General features: G+C 61.9%; 12 protein-coding genes. 7 read left to right on the top strand and 5 right to left on the bottom strand.

Features of this window, described 5'->3' with window-relative positions; translation table 11 throughout:
* The first annotated feature begins 2 nt into the window (after window positions 1-2).
* From B5T_RS05990 to B5T_RS06010, 5 genes are all read left to right on the top strand, one after another.
* Window positions 3-3,149, top strand: coding sequence for a multidrug efflux RND transporter permease subunit (locus B5T_RS05990; RefSeq protein WP_014993580.1), 3,147 nt, complete (start codon window positions 3-5; stop codon window positions 3,147-3,149).
* Between the two features lie 4 nt (window positions 3,150-3,153).
* The gene (locus B5T_RS05995; RefSeq protein WP_014993581.1) at window positions 3,154-4,590 is read left to right on the top strand and encodes an efflux transporter outer membrane subunit; all 1,437 of its coding nucleotides are present in this window, start codon (window positions 3,154-3,156) and stop codon (window positions 4,588-4,590) included.
* Between the two features lie 223 nt (window positions 4,591-4,813).
* Window positions 4,814-5,335 carry a sigma-70 family RNA polymerase sigma factor gene (locus tag B5T_RS06000; RefSeq protein WP_041716899.1) on the top strand — a complete coding sequence of 174 codons (522 nt, stop codon included), beginning with the start codon at window positions 4,814-4,816 and terminating at the stop codon, window positions 5,333-5,335.
* Entirely contained in the window at window positions 5,332-6,297 is a 966-nt protein-coding gene (locus B5T_RS06005; RefSeq protein WP_014993584.1) for a FecR domain-containing protein, read from the top strand. The genes B5T_RS06000 and B5T_RS06005 overlap by 4 nt, the downstream gene beginning before the upstream one ends.
* An 81-nt stretch (window positions 6,298-6,378) precedes the next feature.
* Window positions 6,379-8,751: a TonB-dependent siderophore receptor gene (locus B5T_RS06010; protein ID WP_014993585.1), complete on the top strand. Its 2,373-nt coding sequence runs from the start codon at window positions 6,379-6,381 to the stop codon at window positions 8,749-8,751.
* A 260-nt stretch (window positions 8,752-9,011) separates the two neighbouring features.
* Here B5T_RS06010 and B5T_RS06015 read toward each other — a convergent pair whose 3' ends face one another.
* The gene (locus tag B5T_RS06015; RefSeq protein ID WP_014993586.1) at window positions 9,012-9,746 is read right to left on the bottom strand and encodes an SDR family NAD(P)-dependent oxidoreductase; all 735 of its coding nucleotides are present in this window, start codon (window positions 9,744-9,746) and stop codon (window positions 9,012-9,014) included.
* A 94-nt stretch (window positions 9,747-9,840) separates the two neighbouring features.
* Between B5T_RS06015 and B5T_RS06020 the strand changes: the two genes are divergently transcribed.
* Window positions 9,841-10,206 carry a winged helix-turn-helix transcriptional regulator gene (locus tag B5T_RS06020; protein WP_041716900.1) on the top strand — a complete coding sequence of 122 codons (366 nt, stop codon included), beginning with the start codon at window positions 9,841-9,843 and terminating at the stop codon, window positions 10,204-10,206.
* A gap of 194 nt (window positions 10,207-10,400) precedes the next feature.
* Entirely contained in the window at window positions 10,401-10,733 is a 333-nt protein-coding gene (locus tag B5T_RS06025) for a hypothetical protein (RefSeq protein WP_014993588.1), read from the top strand.
* A 152-nt stretch (window positions 10,734-10,885) separates the two neighbouring features.
* Here B5T_RS06025 and B5T_RS06030 read toward each other — a convergent pair whose 3' ends face one another.
* From B5T_RS06030 to B5T_RS06045, 4 genes are read right to left on the bottom strand one after another with little or no spacing between them, the layout of a single operon-like run.
* Window positions 10,886-11,920 (bottom strand): alcohol dehydrogenase catalytic domain-containing protein, encoded by a 1,035-nt coding sequence (locus B5T_RS06030; protein WP_014993589.1) that lies wholly within the window; start codon window positions 11,918-11,920, stop codon window positions 10,886-10,888.
* Between the two features lie 23 nt (window positions 11,921-11,943).
* Window positions 11,944-12,900, bottom strand: a complete 957-nt coding sequence (locus tag B5T_RS06035; RefSeq protein ID WP_014993590.1) for a fumarylacetoacetate hydrolase family protein — start codon at window positions 12,898-12,900, stop codon at window positions 11,944-11,946.
* Window positions 12,901-12,914: 14 nt separating this feature from the next.
* Window positions 12,915-13,988 carry a VOC family protein gene (locus tag B5T_RS06040; protein WP_014993591.1) on the bottom strand — a complete coding sequence of 358 codons (1,074 nt, stop codon included), beginning with the start codon at window positions 13,986-13,988 and terminating at the stop codon, window positions 12,915-12,917.
* Window positions 13,989-13,993: 5 nt separating this feature from the next.
* Window positions 13,994-14,959: a phytanoyl-CoA dioxygenase family protein gene (locus B5T_RS06045; RefSeq protein WP_014993592.1), complete on the bottom strand. Its 966-nt coding sequence runs from the start codon at window positions 14,957-14,959 to the stop codon at window positions 13,994-13,996.
* Window positions 14,960-15,132 lie beyond the last annotated feature (173 nt).

Here is a 15,132-nt window from a genome sequence, read left to right on the forward strand (position 1 = left end):
AAATGCCCCGGTTTTTCATCCAGCGCCCGGTCTTCGCATGGGTGGTCGCGCTGTTCATCATTTTGCTGGGCGTGATGGCCATTCCGAAGTTGCCGGTCGCTCACTACCCTTCGGTCGCGCCTCCCTCGGTGACCATTACCGCGACGTATCCTGGTGCCACGCCGCAGACCATGAACGATGCCGTGCTCAGTTTCATCGAACGTGAACTGTCCAGTGTCAAGAATCTGCTGTACTTCGAATCGTCGGCGGACTCTTCCGGCTCGGCGTCCGTCACCGCCACATTCAAACCAGGCACCGACCCGGAGCTGGCGCAGGTGGATGTGCAGAACAAGCTCAAGGCGATCGAGCCGCGGTTACCGCAAGCGGTTCGCCAGGATGGGCTGAGCGTAGAATCCGCGTCATCCAGTTTTCTGATGATCGTGGGACTGAATTCCGATGATGGCCGCTTTGATGAGCTCGCGCTCAACGATTATATGGCACGCAATATGGTCGAGGAGTTGCGGCGTATCGACGGGGTCGGTCGTGTGCAGCTGTTCGGTGCCGAGCAGGCGATGCGGATATGGATAGACCCGGACAAGCTGATTGCCTATGGTCTGTCGGTCAACGACCTCTCCGCCGCGATCACGCAGCAGAACGCACAGATCGTGCCAGGCAGTGTCGGTGCGTCCCCGGCCTTGCCCGGCCAAAAAGTAACCACCATGTTGACGGCACAAGGGCAATTAAAGACGCCGGAAGAGTTCGCCGCCATCATTCTTCGTGCGAATGTGGACGGCTCCAAAGTGGTCTTGGGTGATGTGGCTCGGGTTGAGTTGGGGGCCCAATCCTACGGTTTTTCCAATCGTGAAAATGGTCAGCCGGCCACGGCAGCCGCGATACAACTGGCGCCCGGCGCCAATGCGGTCCGTACCGCCGAAGGTGTAAAGACGCGACTCGCCGAGTTAAGTCAAAGTTTGCCGGCGGGCATGAACAGTTCGATTCCCTTCAATACGGCCCCGTTCGTCAAGGTTTCCATCGAGAAGGTCATCCACACCCTTATCGAGGCGATGGTGCTGGTCTTCCTGGTGATGTTGTTGTTCCTGCAGAAGATTCGTTACACGCTGATCCCCGCGCTGGTCGCGCCGATTGCGTTGTTGGGAACGTTCACGGTGATGCTGCTGGCAGGTTTCTCAATCAACGTCCTGACGATGTTCGGCATGGTGTTGGCGATTGGCATCATCGTCGATGACGCGATCGTGGTGGTCGAGAACGTCGAGCGCATCATGGCCAAGGAAGGGTTGTCGCCAAAGGACGCCACCATCAAGGCGATGCAGGAAATTACTGGCGCGGTGGTGGGCATCACGCTGGTACTGACGGTGGTGTTTATTCCCATGGCCTTTTCGAGTGGCTCGGTGGGCGTGATCTACAAGCAATTCGCGCTGGCGATGGTGGTCTCGATTCTGTTCTCGGCGTTCCTGGCCCTGACGTTGACGCCGGCACTGTGCGCGAGCCTTCTCAAACCCATTGAACCGGGTCACCACGACAAAGGCGGTTTTTTCGGCTGGTTCAACCAGGCTCTTAGCCGTATGACCGGCCGTTACGAATCGCGTGTGGGGCGGCTAGTCGCCCGCAGCGGTGGGGTCATGCTGGTGTTTGTGGTCATTGCCGGCGTGCTGCTGCTCGCCTTCCGTCAACTGCCTTCGTCATTCCTACCGGAAGAAGACCAGGGCTATTTCATGGCGAGCATTCAGTTACCCGCCAATGCCACAAGCGAGCGGACCTTGGACGTGGTCAAGGCGTATGAGTCGTACGTGATGTCGCGTCCCGCAGTGGACGGGAATATGTCGATTCTGGGCTTCGGATTCTCGGGGTCCGGTTCGAATGCCGCGTTGACGTTCACCACCCTGAAGGACTGGGGGCAGCGCGACGGCGCCACGGCGGCGAACGAAGCGGAATGGGTGCAGGACGCCATGAGTGAACTGAGCGAAGGAACGGTGATGAGCATGTTGCCGCCGGCCATCGATGAGCTGGGTACCAAATCCGGGTTTACCATGTTCTTGCAGGACCGGCGCAACCAGGGGCCGGCGGCCCTCAAAGCTGCCGAGACGAAGCTGGTTGAACTGGCGGCGCGCAGCAAGGTGGTCAGCGATGTCTATTCCGACGGCCTTCCCGAGGGGGCGAGCATTCGCCTTGATATCGATCGCCAGAAAGCCGAGGCGCTCGGCGTGTCGTTCGCGAACATTAGTGAAATCCTGTCCACCGCGATGGGGTCGTCCTACGTCAATGATTTCCCCAACGAGGGCCGGATGCAGCAGGTCATCCTGCAAGCTGACGCCTCGGCACGCATGCAGGTCGACGACGTGCTCAGGCTGCAGGTGCGAAACGTAAGGGGAGGCATGGTGCCTTTGTCAGAGGTGGTCACGCCAGTGTGGGACGAAACGCCGCTGCAAATGGTGCGCTACCTGGGCTATCCCGCCTCCAGCCTTTCCGGCAGGGCGGCGCCCGGCGCCTCCACCGGTGAGGCGATGGCTGAAATGGAACGTCTGGCACGGCAACTTCCGCCCGGCTTCGCCGTGGCCTGGACCGGGCAGTCTCTTCAGGAACGGCAGTCCGCTGCTCAGGCACCGGTGCTGGTTGCCCTGTCAATCCTGGCGGTATTTCTGGTGTTGGCCGCTCTTTATGAAAGCTGGGCCATTCCTCTTTCGGTCATCCTGGTTGTGCCGCTGGGCTTGCTGGGGGCAGTGGTTGCCATGTTGCTGCGAGACCTGCCCAACGATGTCTTTTTCAAAGTCGGGATGGTCACCGTGATCGGCTTATCCGCCAAGAACGCGATCCTGATCGTGGAGTTCGCAAAACAACTGCGTGAACAAGGTAGTGGGTTGATGGAGGCCGCGGTGGAGGCCGCCAGACTGCGCCTGCGCCCGATCCTCATGACCTCCCTCGCGTTCGGTCTGGGGGTGGTGCCGTTGATGGTGGCGTTTGGCGCCAGCGCCAAGACCCAACATGCGATAGGTACGGGCGTGTTCGGCGGCATGGTCAGCGGGACGCTGCTGGTCATCCTCTTTGTTCCAGTGTTCTTCGTGTTCGTGATGGGTCTTCAGGAACGTTTTAATGGCTGGCGTTCTTCCCGTCGCACCGGGTCATTACAACCCCAAGATGACAAGGAGCATTAATGCCATGCGGCGATTGATTCTGCCCATCGTGCTTGCGCTGTCGGGGTGCTCACTGACACCGGAGCTGGTTGAGCCGGCGCCGCCCGTGCCGGACACCTTTCCGGTGACACCCTCTGAAACCACCTCCGTGCAGGCGAGCGCTATCGGATGGCGAACCCTGTTCCGAGATCCGCGCTTGCAGCGCCTGATTGAGACGGCATTGGACAACAACCGGGACCTGCGCCTGGCGACGCTGAACGTCGAGGCCGTACAGGCCCAGTACCGTATTCAGCGCGCCGCCGTTTTGCCCGGTATCGAGGCCACCGGCGGCGGTACGCGCCAGCGTATCGCTGCCAATGAAGACACGACGCCGACTCAGTCGTCCATGGTGACTGAGCAGGTCGGCGTTAATGTCGGCCTGAGCGCCTACGAGGTCGATCTGTTCGGCAGGGTGCGGGCCCTGTCGCAAGCTGCCCTGGCGCGCTATCTGGCCAGCGAGGAGGGGCGTCGCGCGGCTCGGATTTCGCTGGTGGCGGCCGTCGCCGACGCCTATCTCGCTGAACGACTGGCCCTGGAACAGCGTGACCTGGCCGAACGGACTCTGGCGGATTGGCGGCAATCGCTGGAATTGGCGCGCTTGCTCAGGCAGGCCCAACAAAGCGGTGAGCTGGAGGTGGTACAGGCGGAAGGCCAGGTGGCTACGGCGGAGGCGGATCTGGAAGCCCGGAATCGCGCGGTGATGCAGGCTCGAAACGCACTTAGATTACTGCTTGGCACGGAACCGGCGCCCGATTTGCCTGAAGCCATGCCGCTGGAGCGCCAGCCGGTTGTGACGCAACTGCCCGCGGGACTGCCATCGGATCTGCTGGTTCGCCGACCCGATATCCGCCAGGCGGAGCGCCTGATGGTCGCAGCCAATGCCGACATCGGCGCGGCCCGCGCGGCGTTCTTCCCCCGCATATCGCTGACCGCGTCGCTCGGCTATGCCAGTCCGGCCATGAGTGGCCTGTTCGACAGCCCGCATCGTGTTTGGAGTTTCTCACCGAAAATCACCCAACCGTTATTCCAGAACGGGCGGTTGCGTGCCGAGTTGCGACTGTCCAAGGTGCGCAAATCGAGCGCGGTTGTCGAGTATGAACGTGCCATCCAGATCGCATTCCGGGAAGTGGCCGACGGGTTGGCTGGACGAGAGACCTATGCCCGTCAAATCGAGGCACAGGCGCGATTCGTCGAAAGCGCCGAGCGCCGCGCGGAACTGTCGAACCTGCGTTACCGGTCAGGTGTCGAAAATCGGCTCGAATTGCTGGATGCCCAGCGCCAACTGTACGCGGCACGGCGGACACTGCTGGACTTGCGCCGCAATGAATTCAGCAATGCGGTGGCGTTGTATAAGGCACTTGGCGGCGGCCTGAGCGATGAGCAGAGTGCGGCGTCAGCAGTGTCAGATCGTAGGCTTCGATAGAAGCCTACGCCTTGATCATTAACGAGTTATCCGTCTGATGTTTTCTGCTATCCCTCGACGTTGGCTGGTCCTGCTTGCCGTGATGCTGGCGTTCCTGCCGGTTGCTGATGGCGGAGTAGGACCAGATGGTGGACATCAACCTGCGCGGCTTATGTTGTAATGATATCGATTATTATTTACGATTGCCTATTATTATTCGGCGGCACACGCTGGGGGCGGCATCATGTCTGGGGCGACGCGGGGTTCCCTGTCGGTAGAAGCGTTGTACAGCGATCACCACGGCTGGCTGCAGTGCTGGCTGGGGCGTCGCTTGGGCGACGTGATGGACGCGGAAGATCTGGCGCAGGACACCTTTGTCCGCGTCATTCGCACCTCCCAGGACCTGAGTGCCCTGGAACAGCCGCGCCGGTTTCTGGTCACCGTGGCCCGCGGCCTCACCATTGATCTGTTCCGCCGCCGCACCCTGGAACGGCAATACCTGGAAGCCCTGGCCAGCCTGCCTGAGCCTCAATGGCCTTCCGAGGAGGAGCGCGCTCTGGTGCTGCAAACCCTGCTGGAACTGGATGCCATGCTGGCGGGGCTGGGCAGGCGGGTGCACCAGGCCTTTATCTATTCCCAACTGGAAGGGCTCACCTACCAGCAGATTGCCGACCAGTTGGGTGTGTCCCTGCGCACCATCAAAAGCGACATGGCCAGGGCCATGGAGCACTGCTGCCTGTATCGGCTGCAGCATGACCTGCCATGACCGAGCGCGCCGCCCTCAGTGAGGAACTGAAAAACGCCATCCGCGACGCCGCCCGCTGGTATGCCGTGTTGCAATCACCGGAGGTCACCCGGGCGGACCAGCGCGCCTGGCAACACTGGCTCACCCGGGCCCCCAGCCATCGGCTCGCTTGGCGGGAAGTGGAGCGCGTGCAGGCCAGCATGACACGGGTGCCTGGCGCGGTGGCGGCTCCTGTACTGCGTGACGCGGCGCTCTCTCGCCGCGAGTTGCTCAACCGGCTGGGTATGATCGCCGTGGCCGCCCCGCTGGGCCTGCTTGCCTGGCGGCTGGCTCCCTGGCAGCAATGGCAGGCTCAGTACACCACCGCCACCGGCGAACAGCGGCCGTTGGTGCTGGCGGACGGCAGCCAGCTGATGCTCAACACCGCTACCCGCGTCGATGTGGACTTCAGTGCGAACCACAGGCGGATCAGTCTGCATCGGGGTGAAATCCTGGTGCAAACCGCGCCGGACCCGAACAGCCCCGTTCGCCCCTTCCTGGTGGACTGCCCCCAAGGCCGGGTGCAGGCACTGGGCACCCGCTTTCTGGTCCGCCGCGAAGGGGATGAAACACGCGTCACGGTGCTGGAAAAAGCCGTGCGTGTACGCCCCTCGGGCGGTGACAGCAGCCGCGATATTCATCAGGGCGAGCAGCTTTGCTTCACGCGCGACCAGTTGGGCCAGACCCTCCCGGCCCGGGCCAACGCCGGGAGTTGGGTCACCGGCAACCTGATGGTCGTCGACATGCCACTGCGCGAGCTGCTCCATGAGCTCGGCCGCTACCGCCAGGGCCACCTGTCCTGCGGCGATGCCATCGCCGACCTGAAAATTTCGGGCTCCTTCCCCCTGAGCGACACCGACCGTGCCCTCAACGTCATCAGCCAGACCTTCCCGGTACGCCAGTTCCGCCTTACCGCCTATTGGGTGACGCTAGTCCCCGGGTGAGCCGATGTCGGGACGGCTTTTGCCCCTTTTCGCTTCCTTATTCGGCCCATTGTTAACAGCCTTCCACAACAAGGAGCGACAATGTCTTACACCTCTTCTCTGAAGGGTGCCCGCAAGCTACAGGGGCTGGCTCTTTGCCTGGCCATCGGTGTCATGCTTCTCCCCCTATCCTCCCACGCCGATAGCAACGCCCAGGCCAGCACCCGGGCGGGGCAAAGCTATCGCGTCCCCGCGGGCCCCCTGAGCCAGGTGCTCAACCAGTTCGCCGCGCAGGCCGGAATCGCTCTGTCTTTCGATGCCGGCCAGATCGGCGACCTGGCATCCCCCGGCCTGAACGGCCACTACACCGTTAAGCAGGGCTTCGACCAGTTGCTCTCCGGCACGGGCCAGACCGCCCAGCGCCAGAGCAATGGGGACTATGTGATCAAGGCCCTAGCGCAGAACACTCTGGAGGCCGTCACCGTCACCGGTGGCACCGGCTCGTCGGCCCGCGCCGTCTCCACGGAGCGAACCCGCGCCTACACCCCGGAAGAAATCAGCTCCACCACCAAACTGCGTCTAAGCCCCCGTGAAACGCCCCAGATCGTCAACGTGATTACCCATCAAATGGCCGAGGACTTCGGTGCTCAGGACATGGAAGACATTCTTAATATGGCGCCTGGTGTCAGCGTCGGCCACACCGATGACGACCGCAGAAGTTATACCGCCCGCGGCTATGCGATGGCGGTTCAATACGACGGCCTGCCGTCCAACTCCGGCATTGATGGGGGCGTGGTCGCCGGGCCGGACAGCGCGCTGCTCGACAGCACGGAAGTCCTGCTCGGGGCGGCGGGTTTGATGAACGGCGCCGGACAGCCCGGTGGCGTCATCAACATGAACTACAAAAGACCGACTCGCCAGTATCAGGCCTCCGCGGAACTGACGGCAGGCCGCTGGGATTTGCGCCGGATGGTGGTGGATGTATCTGGAGGTCTGACCGATTCGAACCGACTGCGCGCCCGGGTGGTGGCCGTGGATCAGGACGAAGAATCGTTTCGGGATTTCGAGAAGGAAAAGAGAAAGGTTTTCTACGCGGTCTTGGAGGGGGATCTGACTGACCGCACCGTCTTGAGCCTGAGCATCCAGAAACAGGATATTTACGACAATGTCACCGACCGCAGCGGGCTCCCCGCCGACAACGACGGCAATGACATGGACTGGAGCCGGTCCACTTTTCTGGCGCCCTCCTGGAACCGCTGGGACAAGTATGCGACCACATACCGCGCACGGGTGGAACAACAGCTGCCCTCCGACTGGCAACTGATCGTGCAAGCCTCCACCATGAAGAGCGAGGCGGACTGGTTGTTCGGCACCCTGTCCAGTTTCGACTCTGACACCGGCGACGCCACCTTCAACCGCTGGGGCCAGCACAACAAGGAAACCAGTGACGATGCGGAACTGTACCTGAGAGGCCCACTGGAACTGTTTGGCCGAAGCCACGAACTGGTGTTCGGGGGGAATTGGACGGAACGGCTCTGGAACGGCAAGACCGGTGACGGCACCGACTACAACACCAACCTGTACACCTTTGATCCGGACAGCAGCGTGCCCACCCCGGAGATCACCCTGGACTCCCCGCTCAACGACCAGATCACCCGCCAGTATGGTGGCTACGCCGCCGGGCAATTCACCCTGACCGACCGGCTCAAAGCCATCATCGGCAGCCGCCTGAGCTGGTACCACTACTCCTATTCCGGCACCGAGCGTGATGAAAACAACGTTGTCACGCCCTATATGGCGCTGACCTATGAACTCAACAGCTGGGCCTCCGCCTATGCCAGCTATACCGATATCTTCAACCCGCAATCCGCCAAAGACACCAGCGGCAATACACTTGAACCCGAAGTCGGCGTCAGCTATGAGATCGGCCTCAAAGGCGAGTTTTACGATGGCCTGCTCAACGCCTCTCTAACCGCATTCAGAGTCCGCAAGGACAACGAAGCGCTGATCATTTCCAGCATTCCCTTCGACGCCAACAATGCCTGTGGGGGCTGGTGCTACCAAGCCAATGGAAAAACCACCACCAATGGCTTCGATATGGAGCTCTCCGGCAGGATCACGGAAAGCATTCAGGTCATGGGCGGCTTCACCCAATACCGCAAAGACGACAACGACGAGACCGTGCGCATCACCAAACTGTCAGGCAGCTACACCCCGCCAAGTCAGAAATGGAGTACCGGCATAAGTATTGACAACAGCACCAAAAGTTACGGGCAGTGGGGCATGTCACAGGACGCCCGCACCCTGGTGGGCGCCTTTGGCCGCTATCGGATCAATCGGCAGTTGGAGGTGGCACTGAACCTGCACAACCTGCTGGATGAAAAGTACTACGCCAACGCCATCGACTCCGGGTACGGCCGGCAATATTGGGGCGAACCGCGCTCCTGGACGGCTTCCCTGCGCGGCAAATGGTAACGGGGCCGTAAAGCCAATCCTTACGGCACCGGCGGGCGGCTCCATCCGGCGGGGGAGCGTCGGTGGCTTTTTGGGTTTGGGAGAGAGAATTGGTCAAGAGATCAGGAGGACGCCTGCTAGTTGAGTTTGTAAGTGGCTGACTTTTCTGGTTTATTTTGATCAATGTAAATGGGGCAGGTTGATTTGTTTTTAACCAAGCGGACTGATTTAAAATCTATCTGACCCTTTTGGTTCATTGCCTCCCGTTCTCCGCCTAGCCCCTAAACCTGCGCGTAGCCCCCGTCAACGAACACCTCGCTCCCTGTCATAAAGCTGCTGTCGTCGGACGCCAGGAACGCCACCGCGCCTGCGGTTTCCTTGGGATCGCCCAGACGCTCAAGCGGTACGGTCTGTTTCATCTCGCTCAGGGCTTCGGATGGGAGCAGTTCCATCAGCTTGTCTGTTTTGGTCGGGCCAGGAGACATGACGTTCACGCGAATGCCGGTGCCCCTGAGATCATGGGCCCAACTGCGCACCAGGTTTCGGACGGCCGCCTTGGAGGCGCTGTAGATGCTCATGGCAGGGGTGCCCATGCTGCCGACCGTGGACCCGGTGAGGATGATGGAGCCGCCGTTCTTCATCAGGGGCAGGGCTTTCTGGACAGTGAAGAGGGTGCCTTTGACGTTGATGTCGAAGATGTAGTCGTAGTGCTCCTCGGTGATCTGTCCCAGGCTGGCGAATTCGCCGACGCCCGCGTTGGCCACCAGGACGTCCAGGTGCCCTTTTTCTTTCTGGATCGTTTCAAAGACGCGGTCGAGATCCTCCGGCTTCGTCACATCCGCCTGGACGGCCCGGGCGTTGGGTCCCAGTGCCTGAGCCGCGTTGTCGAGGACGTCCTGGCGCCGCCCGGTAATGAAGACGAAGGCGCCTTCGTCGATAAGGCGTTGGGCCGAGGCCAGGCCGATGCCGCTGGCTCCGCCTGTGATCAATGCGATTTTACCGTGTAGCCGGCTCATGGTTGGGTCTCCGTGTGTGTTGACTCGATTCGCGTTCACGATATATAAGCCACTTACAAATGTTCAAGTATGCACCTTTTGGTAAGTACCCGTTATGGCGAACGAAAACTCAGAAAACCCACGTTTCATTTGCGGCCTGGACGCTACGCTGCACGTGATCTCCGGGAAGTGGAAGCCTTTGATTTTGTTCTTTTTAAACAGGGGCCCGACGCGTTATGGCGAGCTCAAGCGAAGCGTCCGGGGCGTGAGCGACAAAATGTTGATCCAGCAGTTGAAGGAGCTCGAGTCCGACGGCATCGTCCGGAGAACCGACTATGGGGAGATACCGCTGCGCGTCGACTACTCGCTGACGCCCTTCGGGACGAGTCTGGTGCGAGCCATGGAGCCGCTTTGCAGCTGGGGCGAAGAGCACGAAGAGGACATTGCCGCGGCGATGGACCGCCGGAAAACCAGCCGGTAGGAAGCGAAGCCGGATGGCGGTTGGTGTAAAGTATCAGGGAGTCGGCATTCGGTATCGGGTGCCAAAACAACGGGTGAACGGGCCCATAACCAGGCGGTCGACCGGACACCATATCCCTTACGGGCTATGGTTCCCTACGCTCCGCTTCGGTGCCGGTTACCGCTAGCGTTATGCAATCAAGGAGGACAAGCCGCATGGTCACCGACCGTGAAACTGAACTGGCTGAGCGACTAATCAAGCTACATGACGGAAGGAGCTATCGGGAACTCCAAGAAATGTCGGCACCGCCTAAAGACCCGAATGATGATGGAAAGATCACTGAGGACATGTATCTGGATATGTGTCGGGATATAGAGAGTGAAATGGGTGCGTTGGAAAGCATTGAGTCTATAGACTGCCTACCGAGAAATGACTCTAAGTTAACGTTGTGGAAGGCAAAATACAGCAAAAGCGATTTCAAAGTGTTTTGGGCGATTGGATTTGACTCGGAGACATTAAAAGTTCAAGACGTTTTGGTCCAATGGTAGATGCATAACAAGGCCAGTCAAGGCGACGTCTACTACATTGCGGCTTCGCCTTCATTCCATAGCCGCGCGCGCAATGCGATCAGTATAGAAGTCTCTTGAGACCTGGTTTCAGAACCGGTGCTGTACCTTGCGCGCCGCGTTGTGCACCCGGCTCAGGGTGCCTCAACCAGAAAAACCCCTTTCCCCGGTGACGGCACTCCGTTTGGCGTATTGAAGGCGTCTGGTAGTGCGTCGAGCGGCCGGCTGTCGCTGATGATGTTCGGGGTGTCCGGATCGGCGAAAACCCGCGCCAGATACGCCAGTTGTTCGGCGTTTTCCTGGAACAGCACCCAGCGATATCGGATGCCCGCTCGGCGTGCCGCGAGGCGTTTTTTAGCATAGATCCCGCCGCTGGCGGCGAGGCCGCGCAGCACGCCCTTCTCGGTGGCCAGGCTAAGCACCGGGTTGGTGGTGTTCACGTAGGCGCGGCCGGGGGTGTCGCGGCGGCGCAGCCCGTCCAGCAGTGGGTCTTGCCGGTGATTGTCGCCGGGGGCCGCGAAGTTGAGAATGACGTCCGCGTCGATGGAGGCCATGGCCGCCGGCTCTCGATAGGCCACGGCCTGGTCGGCGCCCAGGCGCCGCACCCAGTCGTGGTTGCGCTGGGAGGCCACGGCGGTGATGGTCGCGCCCCAGCGCCGGGCCAGCACCAGGGCGATGGAGCCCACGCCGCCGCTGGCGCCGTTGATGCACAGGTGTTTGCCTTGGGCGTTGTCGGTGGAGAGGCCGGCCGTAGCCAGCGCCTGCAGGGCCGTGAGGCCGGCGTAGCCCAGGCCGGCGGCGGTGGCGTCGCTGAGGCCGTCGTCAATCGGCGCCACGCAGCCCCGTGGCAGGTTGAAGATTTCGGCGTAGGTGCCGCCGGTGCGCGGCGAGGCCGCCACCAGCACGCGCTGCCCGGGCCGCAGGTCGGTGACGCCCTTGCCCACGTCGACCACCCGGGCCACCGCGTCCCGCCCCGGGATCAGGGGCACCTGCCGCTTGGTGTTGAGCAGCGGGGCGCCGTAGCCCTTGGCCACCAGCGGGTCGATGGGGTTGATGGAGGTGCCGATCAGTTCCAGCTGAACCTTATTGTCGGCCGGGGCGGGCGGCGCCGGGATATCCGTCTCGCGCAGCGTGCCGGTGTTCTGATCGACGATGATGAAAGCCTTCATTCTTTTCTCCTTTGCCGGCCCGGTCAAACCCCGTCCTTAATCGTATGCCGTTGCCTGCCCAGGTCGAGCTTTTGATCACGGCTGGCAATGGTGGATTCCACCACGTCCCCGGCCTGAAGGTACTGCTGGCGGCGCTTTTGAGATTTTATAAAAAGCTGCCATTTTTTTGATTCGGGCAGCAGGCCCGCCACTTTCGTCAGCGCCGCGCTGGGCAGGCCCAGGGCACAGCCGGCGGGCGTACCGGTCATCAACACGTCGCCCGGCGCGAAATCGTGAATCAGGGAATACTCGCTGAGGGTCTCGGCGGGCTTGAACACCAGGTTGGCGGTGCTGTCCTGCTGCCGGGTTTCGCCGTTCACCGTCAGTTGCAGTTGCATGTCGTCCAGGTAGTGAATCTCGCTTTTTTCCAGCAGGCATAGCACCGGGCCCAGCGGGCAAAAAGTGCGGTAGCTCTTGCCCTTGTGGAACTGCATCTGGGGAATCTGCACGTCCCGGGCGGAGACGTCGTTGCCAATGCAGAAACCCGCCACGAATTCATGCAGGTTGTCGGCGGTGACGTCCACCGGCCCGTCCGTTTGCTTGCCGAGCACCAGGGTCAGCTCGATCTCGTAATCCAGCAGCTGCACGTGGGCGGGCTTGATGATCTCCCCGCCAGGGGCGGTGATCGACGCCGGGGATTTGGTGAAGAACATGTTGAAGCTTTTGTCGTCCGGGTTCATGCCGGAGTCGATCATGTGCTGGCGGTAGTTGGCGCCCTGGCACAGCACCTTGGCCTCGCTGGTGATCGGTGACAGCAGGGTGGCGCTCTCCAGCACCAGCTCGGCGCCGTCGCCGACCGCCGCCCGGATCGCCTCATGGCCCTGTTCAATCAGCGCGGCGGTGGTGGTGCAGGGCAGATCCAGCGGCGTGATAGTCGTGCCTTCCAGCAGGCCCCAGCGGGGCTGGTCCTGGTGATCGAAGCGAACGATGTGAAGCGCCATAGTCTTGTCTCCAGTCAGCCAAACAATTTGGCGAGGGTGATCAGTTTTTTTACCGACAGGTCCGGGCTGCGGCGCAGATTGCGCGCCAGCGCCCGCAGTGCCGCCGGGGTGAGTTTGGGTTTGGTGAAGCTGGCCGGCATCGGCTGGCCCCACTGGGCCATGCCTTCCCGGGTCACCGGATGCACGCCCATGGGCCGCTCGGCGGTGAACACGTCGCCATCGCAATAGTGCTCATGCTTGGCCGCCCAGGGGTCTTCCCAGTAATCGAAGATCTGGCTGCCGAGAACGTGCCGGCCGATGCCCCAGGCGTGTTTCCAGCCGCGCTCCTTGAGCAGACGCTGGCCCATGCCCACCGCGTCGGTGTCGATCACCTCGTAGGCGCTGTGGCTGTACAGCGGCATAAAGCCCTGAGCCATGGCAAGGGTGTGATGGTCCGCCGGCGTGTCGCCCAGATCCAGGCGCAGAAAGACCACCGCCGGCGAACCGTCCGGCAGCACCTGCACATCGCTGGGAATCAGCCCGAAATGCTGGCTGTACCAACCACAGGTGGCCTGAAAGTCCGCCACCTCCAGCACCACATGGCCGAGACGCATCACCTCCGGCGGGGCGACCGGCGGGCGCTGGGTGCCGTTCACCCGGGGCTGGTGTTCGGGGAAGTTGATCGGTAGCGCATCGCGGTGGGGCAGGGGCGCCGCCGGCGTTTGCCCGTGGATCGCTTCCACGGTGAAGCCGGACGGGTCGGTCAGGCGCACCCGTTCGCCGCCGCCGGGGTAGTCCGCCGGCTCGATCGCTGATGCGTCCGGCAGCCGGCTCAGTCGCTCCAATTCCTGGCGCGTACGCACCTCGAAACCGATCCCGACAAAGCCCGCCTCGTCCCCCTTGGCCACGCGGTAGCAGAACGGCTCGGGGGCGGTGCCACGCAGGTAGAGCGCTTCTGGTGAGCGCGACACCGTGTGCAGGCCAAAGTCGTTCAGAAAGCGCTCGGCCGTCTCAAGATCGGGCCGCTCGAACAGCAGGTAGGCCAGCTTGCGCGCCTTCACCGTCGGCGTTGGATGCCGCGCCGGTTGGGGCGTGGTCAGTTCGGCCATGGCGTTTACCTCGTCCAGGTTTGTTTCGGCGTGGGCGTGCGCTTGGCGCGCAACTTCTGGCGCGCGGCCGCCACCGCATTGTGCCAGCCCGAGCTCAGCAGCTTGCCGACGTCGGCCCGTTCCGCCTGCAACCGGGCCGCGCGCTCCCGCGGCTCTTGCTCCGGCAGGATGCGCGGGAAGGCGGCGCCACGCAGCGGCCCGCCCGCTACCGACTCGTGCTTGTAATGAATCGGCATCCGTTTGCTCGACGGCGCATAAACCACGTCATCGCCGGTCCAGCGCAGCGCCAGCGCGCGCCGGCGGCGGGTGCGTGACGCGTTGCCGTAGGAGCCGTGCAGCGTCAGCGGGTGGAAAGCCAGAATGTCCCCCGGCTCCATGTCCCAATCGACCAGATCGTACTGGTCCGGGTTGGCGTTGATGTCGGGAATGTCTTCCATGTCCTCGTCGATGAGGCTGGCCACATAGTCCGGTGAAATGGCTTTAAAGCGCTGCGGCCAGCGGTGCGAGCCGCGCACGTAGAGCAAGCCGCTGTTGTCCCGGTTCACCGGGTCGCAGGGAATCCAGAACGAACAAATCTGCTCGCCGCGGATCGGCCAGAAGCTGAGGTCCTGATGCCAGGGCGTGGGTGCGTCGGTGCCCGGCTCCTTGACGAACATCTGGTCGTAGAAAAAGCGCACTTCCTCGGCGCCCATCAGCTGCTGGGCCAGGTGCGCGCAGGGGCTGTAATAGATCAGGTCGCGGAGGATGTCGATGCGCTTCCACAGAAAGATGTCCATCTGATAGCCCTCGACCTTGCGCGACATAAACCGGCCCAGCAGCGAGCTTTCCTGGCGGGCCTGTTCGATGCCGGCCTCCACCATGGCCATCCAGTTCGGCGCCAGAACCTGCTTCAGCATGACGACGCCGTCGTCCTGAAACGCGCGGATCTCCTCCGCCGTCAGGTCGCGTTGGGGCTGGGCTGCAAAGGTCATGGCGCACCTCGTTCGTTGTTGTCATTGATGGCCGGCGGTTTGCTAGCTCTAATAATTGAGATTAGATTCAATATTGAAATAAATGTCAATAAAAGATACAAAGACCGCTTTCCAGGGTGGGATCACCGGCCGAACGGCCGGCCCCCGTCTTTTTTGCAATGGGTGAGACGGCG

It is taken from the genome of Alloalcanivorax dieselolei B5 (assembly GCF_000300005.1).
Taxonomy (GTDB): Bacteria; Pseudomonadota; Gammaproteobacteria; order Pseudomonadales; family Alcanivoracaceae; genus Alloalcanivorax; species Alloalcanivorax dieselolei.